The following is a 21982-nucleotide window of genomic DNA, read 5'->3' as shown; positions in this document are numbered from 1 at the left end:
GATCAATTATGGCAAGAGATAAAGGGCCTAAACGGCCGACAAGGGACGAATATGTGCTGGAGGAAATAGGGGAACGCCTGGTGGAGGCACACCAAGAAGAGGTGACGGTGCAATTGGAGGTATGGTTTCAGAGATCAATTACCGGCCGGATCGTAAAGATGGACTCAAGGACAAAGTTGATTCACGTTGAGCAGAAAAATGGCGAGTTGGAAAAGGTGCCATTTATGGACGTGATGAGAGTGGATAATGCATCTTGACGATAAATGGATATAGATGGTAACATAAAAAAAGAGCCGTATGGGAAAGCATCCCTGCGGCTCTTTTCATGGGGACGGATTGGGGGCGAACTATAGGTCGGACTATAATTTTCAGTATCTTATATATATGTATAACAAGGAAAGAACCCTTATATTATAAGGGTTCTTAATGTGTGTGTTATTTCATATTGGTGTTTGTGATTCCTTGGACGAGTCATGTGGAGTGCGTGGTGGGGATATGTCGAGTCGATACCTAGAAGTCTATAGTTTTCAGCATTCGGCGAAGTATTTCTCCTTTACGAAGGATGACGGTGACTATAAGAACAAGGTGTTGAGAGATACGATTAAGGTTTCGGTTGTGTTGGATTTGAAATGGGTGGATATGAGAAGTGAATTTTAATCGACAGGAGGGCTATCTAATAAGCCCTTGTTGAGCATACTGTAGAATAATCAATAGCTTCACCAGAACACTGTTTTTTTATGGAATTGTAATGTTCTGCTGAAAACGTAAGCCCCTTGAATTGGAAAACTGCTTGCAAGGCCACCTTCAAAATTAAAGAAGGTGGCCTTTGTATGTCGTAGATGAACATTTAATTTTGCATAAAGCATTCATTGCCGTCGTATAATTTCATGAATGAAATAGTACTCTAATTTGAGGATTTAGTTGTTCTTCCATCGATGACCAACGTAATAAGCTTAATTGTTTAGTCATCTCAGTCATGTAGTCCGTAATGCATTTTGTATCTTTATTTGTCATCAACCCGACGAATACAAAGGAGAGGTTGAAGTGAAAATCAAATGGGATGATCTTGATGAAGCAGAGAAACGTGACTTAATAGAGCAGGAAGTCCTAGGATACAAAGTCGATTCCTTGGATGATTCCTGTATCTATAAAATTCTTGATAGTTTTAATACTTATCAGGTCACAAAGTTATTTCCATTGAAATATAAAACAATAATAGAAGCCAATAAATATGTTGCCACGGCTGACACGCTGATTGATTCGGTCTGTATGGCAGCTTTAAAACGTATTGGTATCATAGATTAATTTGTAATTTTATTCGAATGTCAACCGTTTGATTTTTTTCTCCGTAAGCTGAGGAGCATCAATCATATAGACTTGGATTTCATCTTTTCGGTGTTCATTTTTTTTGATAAAAAGTTTTACGAACTCATAATCATGTGTTGCAAATAAAAGCTGCTTGGATAACGTTCCAAGAACATCACATATTGAAAACTGATTCACATCGTCCATATTTTGAATAGGATCATCAATTGCTACAAAATCAAGAACACTCACTTGCTGAGACTGATTCACTGCTAGAAAAATTGAAATGGCGAGGACATTTAATTGTCCCGAACTGAGTGTGTACTGAACATTAGATAGTGATTTGTTCTCACCAGAAGTTTGAAGCATGATTTTTAGTTCATCATCGTTCCCTTCAAATCGAATAGGAGAGGTGATAGGCATTGGATTCAAATAACGAAAGTACTTTTGAATGGAGGAGGACGATTGATTCAATATGTCTTTAGCTGTCGTACCAAGCCGCTTTGCTGCCTCTTCTAAAAATGTTTGAATCTCCGTTAATTTTTCTGTTGTGACGGAAAACTCCTGAATCTTATTATTCCTTATTTTTTCCATTTCTTTAATATCTTTTTGTATTTTTTGATTAGTGGAGAGCGATTGGACAAAAGCTGCTGTAGCAGCATATTCTTCTTTTAATCCCTGTAACTCGGTCTTATATTGACTAATCAGTGGACTCAATGATTTTTCATATTCATCTTTAGCAATAGATTCTTGAAGACTCATTAATACTCCATTTAATGAATTAATTTCAGTGATAGTCTTATCTCTTGATAAATTTTTAAGTAAAATATAATTATTAATGCGGCCTAACGCCCGTTTAAATCGCTGAAGTTTCGATTCGGCCTCTTGTTCAGTATACACTTTTGACAAGCCAGTAGTATTTTTTAAATTATTCAGGTCTAGTCGGACTTGTGTTAGTTTATTGTTAGCCTGTTTAGCAGCCTCAATATTATTGATTTCATTTTGAATTAATTCTCTAGCTTGCTGTACTTTTTGAAAAGGCAGATTAAACAATTCTAACTGGAAATCTTCGAATTGTTTAATCTGTGATATACGATCATGGCTATTTTTATGATTAAGCTCATATTCTTTTTCTTTGTCTTGAGCATCTTTTTGATCTTTTTCCGTTTGCTGAAGGTGAGTTTCATATCGCTTTTTTCGACTCGATAAACTCTCAGACACATTTGTGTACTGTTGTAGATTTTCATTGTGTTTTTGGATTGATTCGTGAATTCTATTTTCAAGTTGATTCCCATTCCCATGGTCAACAGAACATACAGGACAAATGCCATCATGGACATGTTCATTTTTTAGATGTTCAAATATATTTTGAACATTCGCAACAAGATTTATATAAGACCCACTGGCATGATTTGATATTCGATTATTTACTACACTCAATAATGTAAGTAATCGCTCACGTCGCTTACGAAGCTTATTAACTTTTGTGTACTGTTGTTCCTTAAGTGTGGGGATTATTGCAATTATTTGCTCTAGTTCTTGATACTCTTGAATATATAATAGGGCGGTGTCATGTTTGGTTAATAATCTTCTCTTTTGAGATAGTATCTTTGTTAGTTCTAAAGCGTCAGGTGGATCATTTTTCGAAACCTTTTTTACAATTTCTAAGCATTCCCTTTCTTCAATCTCCAATTTATTTAGTGTGTCGAAATGAGCCTTGTCACCGCTAAGTGAATCAATTACCGTACTCACCTGAGTAAGTAATTTCTGGGCATTCTCTGTTTGTTCATTATGCAGTTCTAATTCTTTTGCCAGATCATTTTTGCGATCTACACAATCTTGAATCATATTATACCCTAACCCATTTAGTATCTCTAATTTATCTACTCTCTGACTAATTAACCCTGTACGGGACAACAACTCCTCTTGTATTTTGGGAACTTGAACCTGCAATTGGTCAAAATCGAGTGGAATAGTTTTATCCTCAGACCATTTTTTTATGTAGGATGAATCGAAAGATACTAAGTCCTCTTTTCGTTTATCAATTACAGAGGTTTGGCTCTGAATCGTATCTTCAATTTTCAAACTATGTGATTGTAATTTACTTCTAATAGATTTCATGTTGTCCACAAGACTCAAAACATTTTTCAGCCCCATAATATCAGAGAGCGCTTCAAATCTTTGTTTTGCATCATCATGAGAAATAAAATCTGTAATTTGATCCTGTGACAATATATGAGTTTGTTTTACTAAGTCACCAACTAAAGTACGACCCGACTTAAGGTAGGATGTCTTTCTTAAAAATTGATCAACTAGGGTTTTTCCACGAATAGTTGAACCATCAGGCTTAGTAATAGAAACTGTCATATTACTAGGCGTTCCGTCAACAATTTTAAATCCTCTAACTAATTTATGATTTTCAAATATAACTTCAACCGAACATATAGCTTCCCGTTCATCACATTGAAAGCAAATTACATCTTTGTCGCTAAAATCTTTTTGTCTACTGAATCTATGAATTGTCCCAGATATACACCATTCTAAAGCATCAAAGAAAGTACTTTTGCCATAACCGTTGGGTCCATAAAAAATAGTTATATCTTTACTGAGATTAAACTCATGTAGACCAAAATATTTTCGAAAGTTTTGAATACGTACCATTTGAATCTTCATTGAACGAGACCTCCGTCCATCTTTTCAATTTCAATAATGGCTGTTTCTAATTCCTTTTGGTTCAACTTTCGTCTCTCACCATCATGTTGACGGATGTACTCAATTAATTGCGTAATCGTCTTAGTCATTTGAATCGAAGTAAGTAGTTCAATGGAAGCTTCTTTTTTGGTTAATTCTTCCGAATCTAAAAAAGGAATTCTTTGAAGGTCTAGTGCAGATCGAATGACATACTTACGTAAGGCTTTTGGATCTCTTTCTATTGAATAAGCTATCTCTTCACTAATTGGGCGGTCGCCAGCTTCGCAGATCAGGTAGTAAGCATTCCAAGCGTTCATTCTATTTCGCAATAAACTGTCTCTCAAAATAGAAGCCTCTTCATTTACCCTTTGAATAGTAGTCGTGATTTCCCATCTTTGTAGAATAACAAACTTTGAACCGTTGCTGAAACATTTTATTCCAATTTCAGTATTGCCAACATTGGGCACCACTTCGAAGCCTTCTTCAAATAATCTATCAAGAGTATGATTATATGCTTCCATCGCGAACCTCCTGTAATTGCCCCCAGAATTCTTTTAAATGTATTTTCAACTCTTCCATTGTGCTGAAAGCGTATATTTGATCATACTGTTCAAGCAATTTCCCTCCAGGGAGAAAGTCGAGTATGATCTTAAGATTAACTAGAGAATCGTCTTCAGGTAGTTCAGTTAATTCAGGCTGTTCTTCATAGATTGCAACTGTTTTTGATGGACCATTATTACCCGCAAAGCGTCCTTGTAAAAGAACTGTTGAAGGTGGATGTAAAAGTATATCAACTGACAACTCAGGATCAGCAAAAATACTACGTACTTTATCAACTGCAATATCTAGTGTTTCACCTCGATTTAGACTTAGAAATGAAAGAAATTGGACTCCCATTTCTTTTACTAACAAAGATTGATGTTTCGACGATATTCGTAACATTTCTTCATTTATCAATATTAGAAGTAACGCAGAATTAAATAATTCGAGCAGCTTTGTAGTTTGGTCATGTTCAGTTATTTCTCGATATTTGTTAGAATATTCTCTTCCATCCAGATAGCGATTTATTAGGTTTCGAATCGTCCCACCCGTACTAACCCACTCAACCAAATGAGCCTTATATGCGTGAACCTCACGTTCTAAATCGTCATATAATTCTACAGATCGAATTTCATGTAACAATTGGTCAAACACGTGATTAACAACTGCTGCGTTGTCATATCTCCTAACAGACTCACCAACTGTGCTCATTGCTCTATCATGAAGTTGTTGTCTGATTCCCTCTACTTCTGTTTTGTCTATATATAGAACCAAGTTATCTCCAATTGCTTGGCATTTCTCCATTAACAGACCAATTAACCACTGTAGATCTTCTACAGATACTCGTATTCCAGGCTCTAGTTTTTCACTTAGTCGGTATAGAAGTAGACTGACAAAATCATAGCTGTTTAATAAATCCATTTTTTTACAAATATTAAATCTGGAAAGAAGCGAACTAATTTCTTCACCACAAATTGCTGGATAATCAAAATAACGTTGGTTCTTTTTATCGTACATTTGACTGGACAAACGACCTAGCAAATGATCATCAGTAGGAATCCCGCTATTGAAATTATAATTTTTACAATGTGCAGAAACATTTACATCTCGTGAAGGGGTTACAACAAAACTAGTGATTAACTCAAATTGAGTAGTAAAACCTTGATTCTGTGGGAAATAGCGAGCTTTTAAGAGCAATTTGTCAACCCAACTGTCTGGTAATCTATATGAATTTCCATCTTTTTCATAAGAGGATCGACTGTAGATGCCAGTTTCACTAACTTTTAAATCTGGCTCCATACTCGTCTTGACTTGACTAAAGCGAATTACATTATCCTTTCCAACTATAATATCTTCATGTAGCTCTACGGATACAAAGTCCCATTTGCCTTCCATTACTTCAATTATGTATTCAATTGTCACCAAAAATTGATAAAAGAAACCAGCTAAGGCTGTTCTACCACCAATTTCTTCAGGTTCAACTGCCAACAAAATATCCTTTAGAAGCGCTGTACGATCTGTTTTCACACGAGTAACAACACTATTGATCTCGGCGGTCGCTTCGACAGGCTCTGATAAAGCCTGTATTATCAGTGCTTTATTCATACGAATCAATTCCTTTACATAAGACATTTTGTATAATTATATCGCAATAACCTCGAAAAAAATGTCGAATTATGGCGATCCATTACTTTTGATTCATTTCCTTATTGGGGGTACTGAACTCACCCTTAATAAAAGTGATATATGTGTTAGATCGCATTGAGTCCAGAAAGGACAAGAATATGACAATTGTGCTTATCCGTTCACTTTTTTTCACCGTCATGGATCTTTATATCAAAACGCGTTGTCCTCTCACCATTCTATCCTATCCCTAAATCTCCAACACATTTAGTCTATTGTCGCCTGTTTTGGGTAGCCAGAACGCCGCGAGATGCCCTCATAAAATTATTTAGATTATTTTTCCTCAAACTACCCGATTTTGCCCGGAAAATGAAACGGCTTATAGAGAGACAAAAATCTCTCAACGGCTCTTTGAAAATAGAATACAAGTTTGTCCGGTACTTTCCCCATGTAGCCTCAAAGGAGAGCCAGTATGCAAGCGCGCCATGACCGTATTGTTCCTGACGTCCGTCTGAGATGCAGGGCAAGAAGAGAGCGATTCCAGTGATGCATAACGAAATGGTGGTTCCATTTTCGGCGATGACCTGCGTGGAGGGATTATGATACTTCCGTCCAGCCACAGTTTATCGCAATGGGGGCGGCCTGCAGTGATCCTGGAGGAAGCGCAAGCATGCGCTTATGATGACAGTTCACCTCTGTCCGCCGGATAAATTTTTCTATTTACGTTACTCGCCCATAAGAGATTACTGCTAGGATACAAGCGGATTACCCTTTTATGAAAATTTCAGATTGCCAGCAGGCTTGGAGCCTGCATTGGTACAGACACTCGTTGTTATTAGTTTCTGGTGCAGCACAAAAAGCAAGCAGCTTGATGGAAATGCATTACGCTATTGCCTTTAGATGAAAGCATCCTTTGAAGTCGAATATCCAAGAGTTCATCCTTTTTGGATGCTCTCTTTTTATATAGATGACTTTGAAAGGCCGGTGCCCGGGCTCCTCGAAGCAACCGGCCTTTTCTCTATTGAAAGGAGACTGAACCACATGGCCAAGGTCATCGCCCTTGCCAATCAGAAAGGCGGAGTGGGCAAAACAACGACAGCGGTCAACCTCGGCATCGGGTTGGCGGCGGAAGGCAACCGGGTGCTGCTGCTGGATGCTGACGCGCAAGGGAATTTAACGGATTCGCTTGGCTTTCAAGAGCCGGACAACCTCCCTGTATCGCTGGCGACAATGCTGCAAAAATGTATGGCAGAGGAAGCCTTCGACCCACAGGAGGGTATTTTGCAACATCACGAAGGAATTGACCTGATGCCGGGCAACATCGAACTGTCTGCCGTTGAAGTGGCGCTCGTCAATACGATGAGCCGGGAAACGATACTGCGCGGGTACGTTGATTCGATAAAAGAGAACTATGATTATATCCTGATCGACTGTATGCCAAGCATGGGCATGATGACGATCAATGCTTTGGCAGCGGCAGATAGCGTCATCATTCCTGTTCAGGCGCATTATTTGCCCGCAAAAGGCATGACACAGTTGTTACAGACGGTTGCCCGTGTTCGCCGTCAAATCAATAAGAAGCTGGTAGTGGAGGGTGTGCTGCTTACGATGGTGGACAGCCGCACCAATTTTGCTAAGGATATTTCTTTCATCCTTCGCCGGGATTATGGCGACAAGTTGCGTGTGTTTCAAACAGAAATTCCTCTTTCTATCCGCGCGGCGGAAACCAGCGCACGCGGAAAAAGCATTTATGCGCACGATCCGAACGGACAAGTCGCCAAGGCATACGCTTCATTAACGAAGGAGGTGCAGGATATTGGCAGCGAAAGAAGATCGGCGCGCCAGCATAAAGCTGACCACAGTCGATGACTTGTTTACAACGGAAGAAACACGGAATGTGACTCAGAAGGAACAGATCAAGGATATTCCGCTGGCGGAGATTAGTGATTTCCTCGATCATCCTTTTAAAGTTAGGGCGGACGATGCAATGCTGGAGATGACAGAAAGCGTAAAGCAATACGGGGTGCTGGTTCCTGTGCTGGTACGTCCTAAAACGGATGGCGGCTTTGAAATGGTGGCTGGGCATCGACGTAAGAAGGCAAGTGAAATGGCAGGAATGGAATCCATTCCGTGCCTTGTTCGAGAGTTGGACGACGACCAGGCGACCATTATTATGGTAGACAGTAATTTGCAGCGGGAACATGTGTCTCCGAGTGAAAAGGCGTTTGCTTATAAAATGAAGCTGGAAGCCATGAAAAGGCAAGGTCAACGCAGTGATTTGACTTCCGCCCAAGTTGGGCGGAAGTTAGGAGGCAAGGAGTCCAGAGAACTGTTGGCTGAACAAGTTGGAGAAAGTAAAAATCAAATTTCACGCTATATCCGCCTGACAGAACTCATTCCTCCCATTATTGAAATGGTCGATGACAAGGAAATGGCATTTGGCCCCGCAGTTGAAATCTCTTACTTGGCCGAGAAAGAACAGCAAGCCCTGCTGGAAACGATGCAGGCCGAGGACTGTACGCCCTCACTGGCGCAGGCGCAGCGTATGAAAAAGCTTAATCAGGATGGCAAGCTGAATGTTGATGTTATCTTTGCTATTTTGACAGAGGAAAAACCGAACCAAAAGGAAAAGCTGACGATCCGCAAGGAGCGTATTGAAAAGTTCTTTCCGCAAGAATTTACCGAGCAGCAAAAGGAAGACCTGCTTGTGCAATTGTTGGAAAACTGGTATCGCAGGAAACAGCGGGAACGGGAACACGAGCGTTAATTTACCCTATCTTCTCTCTCAGATGGAGAGATTTTTTTATGCCCATTTTTGCAGAAAGGAGCAGCCCGATGGATTTTACCGAAGGAAGACGGCGTCAGTATGAGCAACTAATGAAGGAAAAGCCGGGTTTCACGCAGAGCTGTCCGTCCAAGAAGGAGGAACGGCCGATTAGGAAGCAGGCAACAGGAACGGTAACCAAGCCGAAGCAGACTAATCGCAAACGGTGTCGGGAGGACTGACGATGGAGCAGGAGAAACGAATGGCTGGCGACTATGAGGTCTATCAGACGTTGCCCATTGGCAGGGTCGAGGTTATTTTGGGCATCGACACGACGAATAGCGAGAAGCCCTATCTTGTCTGCTATTGTGATCAGAATAATTTGTTTGGCATTGATCAGTATTATGGCGGAGAAGGATTCGCGGACTATCTGGAGGCGATGCAGGAGTTTGGCAAGCTATTGCAGTGGGAAATTGAGAAGCTTCAAACCGAGCGTTCTGCCATTCCAGAATCAATGCCTCCTATCCAATCTGCCCATTGTCTGCCCATAAAAAGCGAGGAAGAACTCGGCAGCAGGCTTGTCGTAATTCGACCGGAAAGACTGCGACCGGAATTTCGCACAGCAGATCACCAATTGATTAGGGTGACGGGGGGCTTCGGTGCATCGGGTAATTCACGCGGAAGGGCCGTTTTCGCGATGAGGCTCTATTCAGGTGACGAATGCCGCTATAATCGGGAAGACCTGCTGGGCTTCCTAAAACCGGAGCATACACCAGCATGGGCGCAAGAGAAGCTGGCGCTTCATCAGGCGGAGAAGCAACAAAAGCCTAAGTCGCGGGACGCCCGCTAAACAAAACGGGAATCATTTCAAATGAAGGAAGGAGTCGTACGCGATGTCTTGGAACTATCGCAATCGCAAGGCACTTGTTATCTGTGCCATTGCGGTGAGTCTGGTGTTGCTTGTGGCTGCAGCCGTCTTTTTGCTCATGAAGCATAACGAGCAACAGCAAATACAACAACAGATGCAAGAAAGCTATGAGCGGCAGCTCGCGCAATTGAAGCAAGAGAAGGAATTGAACAGCCGCGAGGTATGGGTAGTAAGCCAGAGTGTTGGGGCAGGCAAAGAATTGACAGCAAATGATCTACAGGCGATTCTGATGCCCGTTACCCTTGTTCCGGCGGGTATCCTTACGGATCAGGAAGCGATTATCGGTAAGCATACCAAGGTGGAACTGGAGGCAGGTACGCCGCTACTCGCTTCTTTGTTGTACGAAGGACAGCCAGTTCCAAAGGATGTACGGCTCAAGGAGTTTCAGGTGATTCAGCTTCCTTCCAATCTCAAGACCGAGCAGTTTATCGATGTGCGGATCGGTTTTCCGACTGGCGAGGATTTTGTTCTGCTGTCCAAAAAGCAGGTGCGGCAGTTGTCGGGCAATGTGATTTGGCTGGAATTGAACGAGATGGATTTGTTACAAACGTCCAGTGCGATCATCGATGCCTATCTGCAAGGGGCACGGCTTTATGCGCTCCCCTATATCGAGCCTGGCTTGCAGGAGGCAGCCGTTGTAAACTATCCGGCCAATCCGAAGGTGCTGGATTTGATGGAAATCGACCCGAATCTGCTTGAAACGGCAAAAACGGAATTGGCTCGAAGCCTGCGCCAAACGTTGGATGTCAATTTAAAGGCGGTCAGTGAGTCGGACAAGCTGCGGGCCTCCAGCGGCAATGTTACGATACAGCAGCAATTGCAAAATGAACGTGCAACTACCCGGCAGGGCAATGCCATGTTTGAAGCGCATCCGCAGTCGGGCAGTGGGACTTCGGAGACGGAGGTATCCAATAACCAACCTTTAGGAGAGGGGCAACCTACGGCTTCTACGGTGCCTACGCAGGAACCACCGACTCCTTCTGCTCCGGCAGAATCAACCATTCCTTCTTCGACTTCAAGCGGAACGGAAGCGGTGACCGAAACAGAAGTACCGTCGGGAGAAGAACGGTGGGAGGACATACTCAATCAGTAAGGGAGACGACCATGAAAAAAATGATATTTCTCGGTTCAACGGACAAGAGCCATGTGCTACTGGCGCTGGGGCGCTTGTTCTCGGCAATGGGGCAGAAGGTGCTGCTAGTGGACTCCACAATGGGGCAAGCTGTTCAGGGCTATTTGCCGCCCGTCTTCACCGGCAGCGCTGTGCAGGAGTTTGAAGACATGGATGTAGCCTACGGTTACATTACAGCCGCACAACTGGATCACGCACTGGAACAGGCGGGAACACTGGGCACGTACGATGTGCTGCTACTCGACACCGATCATACCCAAATGGTAACGGGACGCAATTTGCCCGACTTTGACAAGCGGGTATGGTGTTGGGATGGTAAGCGGCTGTCGCTGCAAAAAAATGAAGAGCTGCTGCTGCGCTTGTGCTTGCACGAAGCGGAAACGCCGCTCTCTTTTTTTGATTGGCTGTCTCCGGCTTTACCGGGTACACTGCCAACATGGCGGGCTGAAACGCGGCTGCGCCATGTGGAGTGGCTGGAGCCTTCCTTTCATTTCCCGCTGGATGAACGTGATGCCATAGCGGAGGTGCACAACCAGCATCAGCATCGCATCGATCTTCGCCGCGTCAGCGGAGCATTCCGACAGGTGCTGCTCACAATGCTGCAACAACTTGGAGATTGCGATGCCAAGACCGCGCGGCGCGCATGGGCGACTGCCCAAAAGCGATGGCGAGCTTGGTAGAGAGGAGTGGAACGATGGGAATGATTGCTGTGTTTTGGAGTCCCTTCCCGGGCCAGGCCGGAACGACGACCAGCCTGCTTGCGGCAGCGTCATGTATGGGGCTGGAATTTTCGTCGCGAATGCTGCTCCTCGGCCTTTTGCGAGAGGAGGATGAGGCGGTGCAGCGTGCCTTTTACACGCCGGAAAAAAATCCGTCCCCACTGCCGGATACCGGCATGGATGCACTATTGCGGCTGCTGCAGAACCGCAAGCTGGAGGCGAGCATGCTTCGAGATTATGCGCAGTCACTGCTTCGGGAGCGGCTGGATGTGCTGCCCGGCTCGGAGAAGCCGAGCGCAGGGTTTGCCGGGCTGGCAGAACGCTGGCTAGAGCCGCTTTTGGACACCGCTAGGCGCGCCTACGATCTGGTGCTGATCGACGGGGGCAGTGGAAACGCTCCGGGATGGCGGGAGGAACTACGAAATCGGGCGGATCTCCTCATTGTTTGCCTGCCGCAGAATCGCTTGCTGCTGGAACGCTTTTTTCAATCGCCGGAAAGTGCATGGCTCAGCGCTCGGAAAACAATGTTCGTGTTTGGACAGTTCGATTCGGCTTCATCCCTGACCATCAATAACCTCCAACGCCGATTTCGTTGGCAGCAATCGGCCTTTCCGGTCATGCACAATACGGGCTGGTTGGATGCAGTGCAGCATGGGGAGGCGATTCCGTACTGGTTTCGCAATCGCAAGACTATGCGCCAGCATGAGAACTATCGCTTTGTCCGTCAGGTACGGGCGCTGGCGCATGCGCTGATCGAAGGCACGGGCATGAATCAGCCTTTGTTCAGCGGCAAGGAGGACAAGCCATGATGACGCTGTTGAACACCTTGATTGTCATTTCCTTGCTGCTCCTGGCCGTTTTCTTTCTCTATTTGCGCATGAGCCGACGTCTGCCGGAGGGAACAACGGAAGATACGGCCTATACACTGGAGGCGATGACGGCGTTCGTCAAAGACACGTTGCACGAAATGACAACGAGCCATCTCAGCGATTTTGGCTTGTCTGAGGAGGAGTATCGCCGCCGCAAGAACAAGCGGGCAGAGCTAAAGAAGGCGCTTCGCGGCTGTACCTCAGGCGACTTGCGGGACAAGGAATACGTGAAGCAAGTGATCGCCGATTTGCTGATGCAGCAATACGAATTGGACGATGCGCACTTGAATCTGCTGCTGCCATTTCATCAACCGGGCGCGCTCACCGCCCAGGATCAGTTCGACATCTTGCTGGATCGTTACAAACAGCAATTCGGGCTGCGGGCGCTGGAGCAGATGCTTCAGGCATATGAGCTGGATCGGCAACGCTTCGATGAGGAAGGGCAGATTGAAGCTTACCGAATTTCGAGGGCAGAGATCCGAGACATCTACGTTAAGGAATCGCCCTCCTTGCAAACCGAAGACAAGCTTCGCATTGTCGTGCAACGAATCTATCAGCATTACAAGGGCTTTAGCGTTATCGACGAGCTGCGCGATATGCGGATCGACGGTGTGTCCGGGGGCGTATCCGGGCTGCCGCCACTGATGTGGGAGGGCGAATGGGTGCTGGAGGACGAGGTACAGTGGCAGGCGCTTCCTCGTTCGCACGATAGTGTCTGGCTGTTTTACAAGGGCAAGTCCATTCATTTGAGCTTCCTATCGTTTGGCTCGGAGCAGGAGTTACGCCGCGTCTGCCAAATCATCTACAAGCACAATTTTCCCGGCCAACTATCCGAAGCAAATGGCTATAAGGTCAATGAAATGGGCGATGGCTCCCGCGTCGTCGTCTTGCGCCCTCGGTTTTCAGAATCGTGGGCTTTTTTTGTGCGCAAATTTGATGTGCAGAGCGCCACGCTAGAGCAACTGATTCAGGACGAAAACGCGGAATTACCGATCGGACTCATCCGCTATCTGGTGGCAGGCGCACGTATTACGGCGATCACCGGCGCACAAGGCAGTGGCAAGACAACCCTGCTGATGGCGATGGTGCGCCATATTCCAGCGGTGCTGCCGATTCGGGTACAGGAAATGAGCTTTGAGCTGCAACTGCGCAAGATTTACCCGAACCGCAACATTGTCAGCCTGCGTGAGACGGAAACGATTACCGGCCAGCAAGGGCTGGACATTCAGAAGAAGACGGACGGCTCGGTGAACATTTTGGGGGAGGTAGCGACCGACCCGGTTGCTGCCTGGATGGTGCAGATGGCGCAAGTCGCTTCCCTTTTTACACTGTTCACCCATCACGCCAAAACGTTCCGCGATTTGGTGCTGTCGCTGCGCAATTCGTTGCTTAAAACCGGCGTGTTCAGCAGTGAGCGTGTTGCGGAGCAGCAGGTCGTCAGCGTGGTCAATTTCGATATTCACCTGCGCCGTGACTTGGATGGTAGACGTTATATCGAACGGATTACGGAATGTGTGCCGGAGCCGCAGGAGGCAGATTATCCGGTTGAATTTACCGGCAAAATGACCAAGGATGTGCGGCTGGCCGCTTTTATGGAAACGGTGCTGGAGTTTTTTCGGCGCTCGACGGATCGCCCGCTGTATACCGCACGGAATCTGATCGAGTACCGGGACGGACGGTATGTTGCCGTTCATCCGTTGTCCGAGCAAAGCCGTCAGGACATGGCGACCTACTTGAACGGCCCTGATCAAGCGGTTTTTGATGCCTTTCTGGACAGCAATTGGGGGGAAGCACCATGATTCGAGAATGGCTTTCTCCAATGCTCGGCATTTCGACGGTTCTTTTCTTGATGGCGGTTGCGGCGTTCCTGTGGCTATCCCGCCGCGATTCAGACATCGCTGCCATTCGGCGCTATGAAAAGCTGCGCAAGCCGGGACAAGCCTCGCGCAGGCAAGCGATGTACAGTTTTCTGCAACAGCTGTATAGCGTGTGTGAGCAGGTTCCGATCATGCGTGCCTATTTGCATCACCTGCGCAAGCGTCTCCTAATCGTTCGGCTTGGCGATGAGTGGAAGCTGCGGCTGGAGACGATGAAATCAGCATTGAGGGTATGGAGTCTTCTGCTCTTAATCGTTATTCCGCTTGCTGTCATGGTACGTGATCTGTTCACCTGGGGCATGCTTCTACTCGGTCTATGGGTAGGCCATGGCGTGTTGGCGGACATGGGCGTGCAGCGGCTGGAGCTGCGCCTGCTCCGGCAGCTTCGCACTTTCTTCGGCGACATCCGCCATCACTATCATCGGCATGGCATGGTGGAGGAAGCAATCTACGAGGCGGCGGACGGCGCGCCTTATGAAATGGCGTTGCATGGGCAGGAACTGTACGAGATGCTGACGGACAGTGATGCGGAGGACAAACTGGCGCAATATGTGGAGCTGGCTCCCAACCGTTATTTGCAAGGGCTGGCCGGATTGTCTTACCTCATTAAAGAGCATGGCGACCGGAAAACCGAAAGCGGATCGGTATACCTGAAAGGGCTGGAAAAGCTGTCAGGCGAGCTGAATCTGGAGCTGCTTCGGCGAGAAAAGCTCAGCTATTTGCTGCAAGGGCTGACTGTAATCGCACTGGTACCGCTGCTATTTACCCGTCCGATTGAAGCGTGGGCAAGCAACTTCTTTCCGTCGATGGACGCCTTCTACGCTGGTGCGCTCGGCTGGCTGGCGAAGCTGACCCTTCTTGTGGTCGTATGGCTGTCCTATGTGTTGCTCCGCGCGCTGGCGGAACTGGATGGTGGACCTCGGAATACAAGCCGTAATCATTGGGAAAAGCGTTTGTATGGTTGGCATTGGGTGCGTTGGATGGTTCAGAGGCTGGGGCCGGCTCCTGATTCGCGGGAAGCTGAGCGGGTGACTCGGCTACTCAAGGATACGGCTTCACCGCTGCGGCTGGAATGGTTTTATATACAGCGCCTGGTCGCGGGCGGGTTGGCTTTTGCTGCTGTGTTGGGGCTGTTTGTGTCCATGCATGTAGCGGAGAGGCATCAACTGCTCTATACACCAGTCAAGCCGGGGATGCTGTTCGGGCAGTTGTCGGCCGAAGATGAAGCCAAGGCACAGGAAGCCGCGGCACTGGATCGTCGGATTCTGGAGCGAGTAAAGGAGGTGAGGCCGCGTAACGAGCGCATCGTCATGAACCTGCTCCGTCAGCAGGCTGCTGGCGGGGAACAGGAGGAGCAGCTTAGCCTAACCGCGCGGCGGGTAATGGAAAAGCTTGAGCAACTGGAGCAGCCATGGCTACTGTGGTGGGAGGTTTTTCTGGCTCTTGCCGCAGGCTGGGGCGGGTATGCGCTTCCCGTAGGCATTCGGTTGTTTGAGCGGCGCATGCGGAGGATGGAGATGAAGCACGAGGTCGATCAACTGCAAGCGGTGATCGCCATGCTAGCCGGGATGGAGCGCATGTCGGTGGAACAACTGCTAATCTGGATGGAACAGTTTGCACGTGTATTCAAGGAGTCGCTACAGGTGTGTTTGCTCCACTTTGAGCAAGGCGAGGAGCAGGCGCTGGCACAGCTCAAGGAGGATGCGCCGTTTCTGCCGTTTGTACGGACGGTAGAGAAGCTGGAGTTGGCATCACAGCATTTGACGATTCGTCAGGCGTTCGATGATCTTGAAGCAGAGCAGGCCTTTGCGCGGGAGCAACGCAAGCAGGAGTACGAGCAGTTGATTGAGCAAAAGGCAGGCTGGGGACGCTGGATTGGCTTTACCCCCTTGATGACGCTAATCTTCGGGTATTTGGTTATCCCGCTTATAGTCGTCAGCCTGCAGCAAATGACCGCTTACTATGAGCAACTTCAACGTATTCAGTAAGCGGCATGATGATCCTTCCTTCTCTTCACGAGGAAGGCTTTTTGTTGATCCCACAATTATAAGGAGCGAAATCAATGTCCAATGCACAAAAAGCACTTGTGATGGCAGCGGGGATTTTCCTAGCCATCGCCCTCATTACCCTGGCTGTAGTCTTGTTTGTTTCAGCCCAGGATTCCACCAAGGCAGCGCAAAGCAATTTTAGCAATATTCAAACCGAGCTATCGCAAACGGCCTTTACCGTGTATGACAATACAACCCTTTCTGGTAGCCAGGTTGTCAACGCACTGCGCAAATTCCGAGATGTTGATCAATTCGGCATTCAGATTTACACCGGCAAAAATCCGGCTGGGCAATGGTATGGCAAAACGATCAATACAAGCGTGCCGATGGACAACGTGACCTATGGTACGGTCGTCGGTGTAGCTCCGGGCTTGATCGCACAAACCGTAGACGAGGCGGACATCAACTACGTGAATCCGAGCGGTAAATTCCGCGCCAATCTCGTGCTGGACAGCAGCAATGTCATTCGCGGCATTGTGTTCCAGCAGCAGTAAAACCGAAGGAAGGCTCGGAAGCGTCCGGGGGATCCCGGGCGCTTTCGTTGGAGGGGAGGAAGTGCTGGTGGATTACGCTCCGAGAACGATGATGGAGATAAGTGTTGCTTTTTTGGCGTTTTTGCTGGCTGCAGGAACGGGGCTGCTGCTGTTTCAAAACGGAGCTTCGCTGAACACGTTGGCTTACATCTCGAGTCAAGCCGAGGATCGCAGCCTGCATCAAACGGTAAGTCCACTACAATCTGGCGACGGCACAATGAATGGCGCGGAGGTGCTTCATATGCTGGCGCGGCTGGATGAAGGCGATGCGGAAATGATTGTGGACGGTGTGCGGTACGCAGCTCCGTTAGAACGGGGGCAGCTCCGCGCAACGGGCATTCCTTTGCTGGCGAAATATTTGCCCGATTATGAACGTGATGCGGATGGGCATTTGCTGCGGCTGCTGTTAAGGCGTGTGCCATGAATACGCTGATTAAACTGTTCGCAGTGTTGATTGCGCTCCTGCTACTCTACCTGTATCCCCTCTCCGCCGCCTTTGATCAGCAGGATGATATTTCCGAGCTGATTGCGCTGCGGGTGACGACCTCGTTTGTGGATGCGGTGCGCGACAAGGGCGGCATTACGCCTGTGATGTACAACGATTTTATGAACGCGCTGGCGGCAACCGGGAACAGCTTTGCCGTTGAGATGGAGCATGGCAGCAAGACCTATGTGCCGGTCTATGATGATCCAACCCTTCCGGAAACGTTCCGCGGTACCTACGAAATTCATTATGATGCGTACTACAACGCGCAGATTTTGCCGGTACTGTTTCCCGACCATACGCTGGCCAAGGATGCCCCAGGCCGTCGATACCGCATGCGGGAGGGCGACAGCTTCTCGGTTACGGTACGCAATACGAACCGGACTGCAGGGACGCTGATCTTTGACATGCTGAACAACACGATCAGTCCGAATGAAAAGATCGTCATTCCTTATGGAGGGATGGTGCGCCATGCGATGGATTGAGTGGGCCATAGTCGGCGCACTGTTGTTCCTTCCGTTTGCGACGATCAACCGCATCGAGACGGATGCGTTGCGCCGGACGCTGCTAACCGAGCTGCGTTACGATGCAGCGCTGGATGCGGCGGTGGACGATGCGGCGAGCCAGTTGATCGGCAATGCCAGCCAGCAACGGGAAGCGCAGTATGGCTCGGACAAACGGATTGCACTCAATAAGGAAGATGCTGTTGCGGCGTTCTACCGGACGCTGGTTACAGGCTTTGGTGTTGGAGGTGATCCGGTGGCACAAGGCGCTTTGCATCGCTACGTTCCGGCGATTGTGATTGTCGGTTATGACGGTTTCTATGTCTACAGCGAACAGGAATGGACGGGCACGGACGGAAAAATGATTATGAAGCCTGTATGGGGAGCGAAGAAGCCTTATGCTTATTCGGACGTGGCGGGAAACAGCCTGTCGTTTACGCTGGATCAGGAGGTGCTGGCCTACGATGCGGCGAGTGGAAGCTGGCAAGAGGGCCTACGGCAGGACATTCGGCAGCAAACGTCGATTATGCTCCTGCAGGATGCCGAACAATTTGAGCGGACAAGGCGCAGCACGATAGTCCGGGCGATTCAGGACGAGCTGGCCTATCGGATCAACCAATGCAACGAAACCGTCTCCCGATCCGGATTTTCTTACGTGTTCACCTTGCCGCTGATTCCGGATGAGGATTGGAGCAACAGCATTAATGATGTAGGTGTTCTGGCGTTTTTGCAAGGTATTCCGATAGGGGCGAGGCTTTACAACAGCTATGCGCTGGGTGGGAGCCGGGTGGTGAAGCAGGAGGTAATTATCGGCGCACGCAAGGGAGAGATGAAGGTGTACTACCGCAGCTCCTGCGGCTATGGTTACCCGCCTGAAGAAGTGTTTGCCAGCGAGCAGTCGGCTGCCGGCAAGGGGTATATGCCGTTGTCTTGCCCCTGGAACTGAATAAGCAAGAATGGAGAGGAGCCGCATGATATATCGTTTGTTGCTAATGGTAGCGGCATTGATAGGACTAATGGGATTTTCAAAAGTTACGGAGGAACAACCACTGGCAGTAGCCGGTGAATCGAGCCGTATCCATCCGCAACTGAATGCCTATGTCGAGGAGATAATCCCCGGCGACGAACGCGAATATCCGATTAATGTGACCAATCCGTCCGATGAAGAGGTAACGGCACTTCTTTACGCTGCAGATGCCATACCCGCGATTGGTGATGGCAATGATTATACCTTGCCGACCGACCCGGATTTGGGAGCGACTGCTTGGTACACGATGCCGGATCAGACGATCACGCTTCGGCCCGGAGAGACACAACGCTTCCTCATGAAAATGCGCATACCGGAGCATGTCCAGCCCGGTCAATGTGTCGGTAATCGGGGTTTTTATTGATCCCAATAGAGCATTAAAGAAAGAAACTTGGGGGGAGGAGCAATCCCATACAACGATGGTTTACAAAGCAGGCGTGCAAGTGGTGCTGAATTATCGGCTGGCGGAAGCCAAGCCGCCCGAGGCCATCCCCCATGCAGTAACGTATGCGATAGACAACGGAAAGGCTGTTTTTTCCGTTCTATTGATTAATGAAGGAGATAGTCTGTCCAGGCCGCAACTGGAAGTTGAAATTATACAACAAGAAGGAAACAAACAGGTGCTGGCATGGGAGAGTGCCGTCAGCTTCATTTATGCCGGAACTGCGGCACAGTATCAAATGAAACTGGAGCAACCGTTGCTGCAGGGGGCTTATCTGGCCGAAGTAAAAACCGCCTTGAATGGACATACAGTGCGCAAGGTTCTGCCATTTGAAGTGAATCAAGCGATCCCCCTTTCCCAACACCAGACGGCGGATAGTGAGTTTATGGATGAAGAACGACGCTTCATTTTATCTCGTGTTTATTTCTACGGCGTTATCCTGTTGACCGTTATTTTGTTGGTAGTATACCAGAAGAAAAAGAGCAAGAAATGAAGCCAATGAACCTGGCACGCTACCAAGGAGGGCTTCCAGTCACGCTTGTTTAATTGGATCGCAAATCTCGCAGTTTTCTTGCATCGTCATATCACCGCTGTATTTCTCCAGTATGGGGCGGTTGTCCATCTGGTACTCACTTAGCTGAATAGCACCAAAAATCCGTTGCCAAGCGTGCTGAATAGCTTCGGCTGTATGCTGGACACTGAACACAGCATACAGCCGTCCTAGAAGTATGCCTTCCTGAACGTGGTTATCGATCCGAAAGTGAGCAGGGAGCACGATACAGGCATCATATCTGAACTGCTCAGGGGAAGTTGTTTCTGGGTTATCTTGGGCGATTCCGTACAGAGTGCCCGATTCAGTGAGCAGATGATGGCGACGGGCCCATTTTCTGCACAAAAACTTCAAAAGGACTTTTACAGGTAAGGTGGACAGCTTCGAAGCCAATCTACTATCATAAAAGAAAAGAAATATCTTCCAACTTGTATTGCCGAGTTTTGCTTTTGAAGGATGATAATAAATGAAGGAGTGGATGTGTTGAAGAAGTGGTTGCTTATGTTGACTGTTGTGATGATGCTCGCTAGCATGACAACAGCAGTAAGTGCAGCGAGTCTGCCGCCAACGTTTGTCACGGTCGTGATGGACGGCAAGAAGCTGTGGTTTCCCGATGCGCAGGCGTTCATCGACGAAAACCAGCGGACATTGGTGCCGGTGCGGTTTGTAGCGGAGGCGCTCGGCTCAAAGGTCGGCTGGGAGGCGGAGAGTCGTTCGGTTCCGATTCAGAAGGAGACTCAAAGCATCCGCTTGAACATTGGCAGCAATATCGCAACGGTCAATGGTGCAGAAGAGTCATTTGACACTCAGGCGGTGATGCAGGGCGGTCGCACTTTTGTTCCGTTGCGGTTTGTCAGTGAGATTCTTGGCATGGCGGTGGAGTGGGACGGTAAAACGAATACGGTGTATTTGTCCACAGCGGAACAATTGAATGGCAAGACTGATCCGTGGGGCAGGCTGATTCGCACGACCAATCTCCCGAAAAATGCAGCGGATTATCCGTATATTCTGGCGGATGTTCCGAACGCGATGTATGAAATGAAATTCCCCTATGCACATCCTAGAGACAACAGGGTATCCTCTAAACTCTACTCGACTGTACCGGAATTCACAAAAGTTAATGTTGATGTATGGTTGAAAAGATTGAAAACGTTTGGAGCATTGTGGCTTAATGTGGACTATCGGACAATTGATGATTCTTGGGCACAAGCGGTATTTGCTACAAAGATGCAAAATTCTGATGCGGAGTTGAAGTATATTCGTCAATACGTCGATTGGGTAAAGACGAATAAAATTCAGGTCACGGGGTATCTGGAACCTGAACCTTCTATGATTTTCAGGGACGGATTTGGCTCCAGTCATGTTCGTGTCAAATTCCGGATGATTTTTAGTTCCTTTCAAAAACCGGAACGACTTATTTATGATGAGTGGTTCCCACAGGATGCCAAGTTTGAAAAAAATGTATGGTATGAAGGCTATTCGGATATTAAAATGGGAACCAACGTTGGCGGTGATTGGGGCAGTACGTTAAAGGTATCCCCATCGGCCAGTCTATATCAGAACCACGTCATTTCGAAGGTGGAATAGTCGATGAGAACCTTGAAATTGTATAAACGAGTACTGTGCATGCTGCTGGCATGCACTTTTTTTATGCCCTTAATCATGAATTCAAAGGTAGAGGCTGCTCCTCCTATCATGTTTGTTGAAGCTGGAATGATTAAATTCGAGATTACAGGCACGGCGGCAAGTACTTCTATTCGCTATCGCACGGTTGGGTGGGTCGTAACTAAAGAGCAGATGTGTTCGCAGACCACATCAGGAAAACAGTGCTCTGATCCACGGAACAAGCCCCACGCCATTTTTTCTTCCGATGATATTATCCAGACAGGACAAAACCCAAACACTCCAATCCCAGGACAACCTTTGACGGGGTTTTATGAAGTTCCG

The 21982-nt window shown here is 47.5% G+C and carries 22 protein-coding genes; 18 read left to right on the top strand and 4 right to left on the bottom strand.

The window, feature by feature from the left end; translation table 11 throughout:
• Window positions 1-8 precede the first annotated feature (8 nt).
• Together B1748_RS34420 and B1748_RS34415 are read left to right on the top strand one after the other, a co-directional pair.
• Window positions 9-257, top strand: coding sequence for a YolD-like family protein (locus B1748_RS34420; protein WP_087572496.1), 249 nt, complete (start codon window positions 9-11; stop codon window positions 255-257).
• A 787-nt stretch (window positions 258-1044) separates the two neighbouring features.
• Entirely contained in the window at window positions 1045-1305 is a 261-nt protein-coding gene (locus B1748_RS34415) for a hypothetical protein (RefSeq protein ID WP_087572495.1), read from the top strand.
• Between the two features lie 9 nt (window positions 1306-1314).
• On the opposite strand, the gene B1748_RS34410 is transcribed toward B1748_RS34415, so the two are convergent.
• Genes B1748_RS34410 through B1748_RS34400 form a run of 3 tightly spaced genes read right to left on the bottom strand, consistent with a single transcriptional unit; the run spans window position 1315 to window position 6141 of the window.
• Window positions 1315-3978, bottom strand: coding sequence for an AAA family ATPase (locus B1748_RS34410; RefSeq protein ID WP_087572494.1), 2664 nt, complete (start codon window positions 3976-3978; stop codon window positions 1315-1317).
• The gene (locus B1748_RS34405; protein ID WP_087572493.1) at window positions 3975-4517 is read right to left on the bottom strand and encodes an ABC-three component system middle component 1; all 543 of its coding nucleotides are present in this window, start codon (window positions 4515-4517) and stop codon (window positions 3975-3977) included. The genes B1748_RS34410 and B1748_RS34405 overlap by 4 nt, the downstream gene beginning before the upstream one ends.
• On the bottom strand, window positions 4504-6141 hold the full coding sequence (locus B1748_RS34400; protein WP_179215977.1) for a dsDNA nuclease domain-containing protein: 1638 nt from the start codon (window positions 6139-6141) through the stop codon (window positions 4504-4506). Before B1748_RS34400 ends, B1748_RS34405 begins: the two co-directional genes overlap by 14 nt.
• 1059 nt (window positions 6142-7200) lie before the next feature.
• Between B1748_RS34400 and B1748_RS34395 the strand changes: the two genes are divergently transcribed.
• From B1748_RS34395 to B1748_RS34325, 15 genes are all read left to right on the top strand, one after another.
• Window positions 7201-8028 carry a ParA family protein gene (locus B1748_RS34395; RefSeq protein ID WP_087572491.1) on the top strand — a complete coding sequence of 276 codons (828 nt, stop codon included), beginning with the start codon at window positions 7201-7203 and terminating at the stop codon, window positions 8026-8028.
• Entirely contained in the window at window positions 7976-8926 is a 951-nt protein-coding gene (locus B1748_RS34390) for a ParB/RepB/Spo0J family partition protein (protein WP_087572490.1), read from the top strand. The genes B1748_RS34395 and B1748_RS34390 overlap by 53 nt, the downstream gene beginning before the upstream one ends.
• A gap of 68 nt (window positions 8927-8994) precedes the next feature.
• Window positions 8995-9165, top strand: coding sequence for a hypothetical protein (locus tag B1748_RS37125; RefSeq protein WP_179215976.1), 171 nt, complete (start codon window positions 8995-8997; stop codon window positions 9163-9165).
• A 2-nt stretch (window positions 9166-9167) separates the two neighbouring features.
• A complete protein-coding gene (locus B1748_RS34380) occupies window positions 9168-9773 on the top strand; it encodes a hypothetical protein (protein ID WP_087572488.1) in 606 nt (201 codons plus the stop codon).
• A gap of 43 nt (window positions 9774-9816) precedes the next feature.
• Window positions 9817-10944, top strand: coding sequence for an SAF domain-containing protein (locus B1748_RS34375; protein ID WP_087572487.1), 1128 nt, complete (start codon window positions 9817-9819; stop codon window positions 10942-10944).
• 11 nt (window positions 10945-10955) lie between these two features.
• The gene (locus B1748_RS34370; RefSeq protein ID WP_087572486.1) at window positions 10956-11663 is read left to right on the top strand and encodes a hypothetical protein; all 708 of its coding nucleotides are present in this window, start codon (window positions 10956-10958) and stop codon (window positions 11661-11663) included.
• Window positions 11664-11677: 14 nt separating this feature from the next.
• Entirely contained in the window at window positions 11678-12511 is an 834-nt protein-coding gene (locus B1748_RS34365; RefSeq protein WP_087572485.1) for a P-loop NTPase family protein, read from the top strand.
• Entirely contained in the window at window positions 12508-14370 is a 1863-nt protein-coding gene (locus B1748_RS34360; RefSeq protein WP_087572484.1) for an ATPase, T2SS/T4P/T4SS family, read from the top strand. Before B1748_RS34365 ends, B1748_RS34360 begins: the two co-directional genes overlap by 4 nt.
• Complete coding sequence (locus B1748_RS34355) at window positions 14367-16436, top strand: hypothetical protein (RefSeq protein ID WP_087572483.1); 2070 nt, start codon at window positions 14367-14369, stop codon at window positions 16434-16436. Before B1748_RS34360 ends, B1748_RS34355 begins: the two co-directional genes overlap by 4 nt.
• Window positions 16437-16510: 74 nt before the next feature.
• Window positions 16511-16990 carry an ABC transporter permease gene (locus tag B1748_RS34350; protein ID WP_087572482.1) on the top strand — a complete coding sequence of 160 codons (480 nt, stop codon included), beginning with the start codon at window positions 16511-16513 and terminating at the stop codon, window positions 16988-16990.
• A gap of 61 nt (window positions 16991-17051) precedes the next feature.
• The gene (locus B1748_RS34345; RefSeq protein WP_256976111.1) at window positions 17052-17453 is read left to right on the top strand and encodes a hypothetical protein; all 402 of its coding nucleotides are present in this window, start codon (window positions 17052-17054) and stop codon (window positions 17451-17453) included.
• Window positions 17450-17998 (top strand): hypothetical protein, encoded by a 549-nt coding sequence (locus B1748_RS34340; RefSeq protein WP_087572481.1) that lies wholly within the window; start codon window positions 17450-17452, stop codon window positions 17996-17998. Before B1748_RS34345 ends, B1748_RS34340 begins: the two co-directional genes overlap by 4 nt.
• Window positions 17985-18962, top strand: a complete 978-nt coding sequence (locus tag B1748_RS34335; RefSeq protein WP_087572480.1) for a hypothetical protein — start codon at window positions 17985-17987, stop codon at window positions 18960-18962. The genes B1748_RS34340 and B1748_RS34335 overlap by 14 nt, the downstream gene beginning before the upstream one ends.
• Before the next feature lie 25 nt (window positions 18963-18987).
• Complete coding sequence (locus B1748_RS34330; protein ID WP_087572479.1) at window positions 18988-19407, top strand: hypothetical protein; 420 nt, start codon at window positions 18988-18990, stop codon at window positions 19405-19407.
• Window positions 19364-19978 carry a hypothetical protein gene (locus B1748_RS34325; protein WP_179215975.1) on the top strand — a complete coding sequence of 205 codons (615 nt, stop codon included), beginning with the start codon at window positions 19364-19366 and terminating at the stop codon, window positions 19976-19978. Before B1748_RS34330 ends, B1748_RS34325 begins: the two co-directional genes overlap by 44 nt.
• A gap of 39 nt (window positions 19979-20017) precedes the next feature.
• On the opposite strand, the gene B1748_RS34320 is transcribed toward B1748_RS34325, so the two are convergent.
• Entirely contained in the window at window positions 20018-20428 is a 411-nt protein-coding gene (locus B1748_RS34320; protein WP_179215974.1) for an AraC family transcriptional regulator, read from the bottom strand.
• Between the two features lie 90 nt (window positions 20429-20518).
• Here B1748_RS34320 and B1748_RS34315 point away from each other — a divergent pair, with 90 nt between their 5' ends.
• Window positions 20519-21622 (top strand): copper amine oxidase N-terminal domain-containing protein, encoded by a 1104-nt coding sequence (locus B1748_RS34315; protein WP_087572476.1) that lies wholly within the window; start codon window positions 20519-20521, stop codon window positions 21620-21622.
• The last annotated feature ends 360 nt before the right edge of the window (window positions 21623-21982 follow it).

It is taken from the genome of Paenibacillus sp. MY03 (assembly GCF_002165585.1).
Taxonomy (GTDB): Bacteria; Bacillota; Bacilli; order Paenibacillales; family Paenibacillaceae; genus Pristimantibacillus; species Pristimantibacillus agaridevorans.
Note: the sequence above shows the minus strand (reverse complement) of the source record. Positions and strands in the feature narration are given on the sequence as shown.

Coding starts and splice junctions, on each gene's coding strand:
- B1748_RS34350 (WP_087572482.1), top strand. CDS start 16,511: ATGTCCAATGCACAAAAAGCACTTGTGATGGCAGCGGGGATTTTCCTA.
- B1748_RS34340 (WP_087572481.1), top strand. CDS start 17,450: ATGAATACGCTGATTAAACTGTTCGCAGTGTTGATTGCGCTCCTGCTA.
- B1748_RS34405 (WP_087572493.1), bottom strand. CDS start 4,517: ATGGAAGCATATAATCATACTCTTGATAGATTATTTGAAGAAGGCTTC.
- B1748_RS34420 (WP_087572496.1), top strand. CDS start 9: ATGGCAAGAGATAAAGGGCCTAAACGGCCGACAAGGGACGAATATGTG.
- B1748_RS34360 (WP_087572484.1), top strand. CDS start 12,508: ATGATGACGCTGTTGAACACCTTGATTGTCATTTCCTTGCTGCTCCTG.
- B1748_RS34370 (WP_087572486.1), top strand. CDS start 10,956: ATGAAAAAAATGATATTTCTCGGTTCAACGGACAAGAGCCATGTGCTA.
- B1748_RS34330 (WP_087572479.1), top strand. CDS start 18,988: ATGATATATCGTTTGTTGCTAATGGTAGCGGCATTGATAGGACTAATG.
- B1748_RS34335 (WP_087572480.1), top strand. CDS start 17,985: ATGCGATGGATTGAGTGGGCCATAGTCGGCGCACTGTTGTTCCTTCCG.
- B1748_RS34365 (WP_087572485.1), top strand. CDS start 11,678: ATGGGAATGATTGCTGTGTTTTGGAGTCCCTTCCCGGGCCAGGCCGGA.
- B1748_RS34375 (WP_087572487.1), top strand. CDS start 9,817: ATGTCTTGGAACTATCGCAATCGCAAGGCACTTGTTATCTGTGCCATT.
- B1748_RS34410 (WP_087572494.1), bottom strand. CDS start 3,978: ATGAAGATTCAAATGGTACGTATTCAAAACTTTCGAAAATATTTTGGT.
- B1748_RS34325 (WP_179215975.1), top strand. CDS start 19,364: ATGTCCAGCCCGGTCAATGTGTCGGTAATCGGGGTTTTTATTGATCCC.
- B1748_RS34395 (WP_087572491.1), top strand. CDS start 7,201: ATGGCCAAGGTCATCGCCCTTGCCAATCAGAAAGGCGGAGTGGGCAAA.
- B1748_RS34355 (WP_087572483.1), top strand. CDS start 14,367: ATGATTCGAGAATGGCTTTCTCCAATGCTCGGCATTTCGACGGTTCTT.
- B1748_RS34400 (WP_179215977.1), bottom strand. CDS start 6,141: ATGAATAAAGCACTGATAATACAGGCTTTATCAGAGCCTGTCGAAGCG.
- B1748_RS34380 (WP_087572488.1), top strand. CDS start 9,168: ATGGAGCAGGAGAAACGAATGGCTGGCGACTATGAGGTCTATCAGACG.
- B1748_RS37125 (WP_179215976.1), top strand. CDS start 8,995: ATGGATTTTACCGAAGGAAGACGGCGTCAGTATGAGCAACTAATGAAG.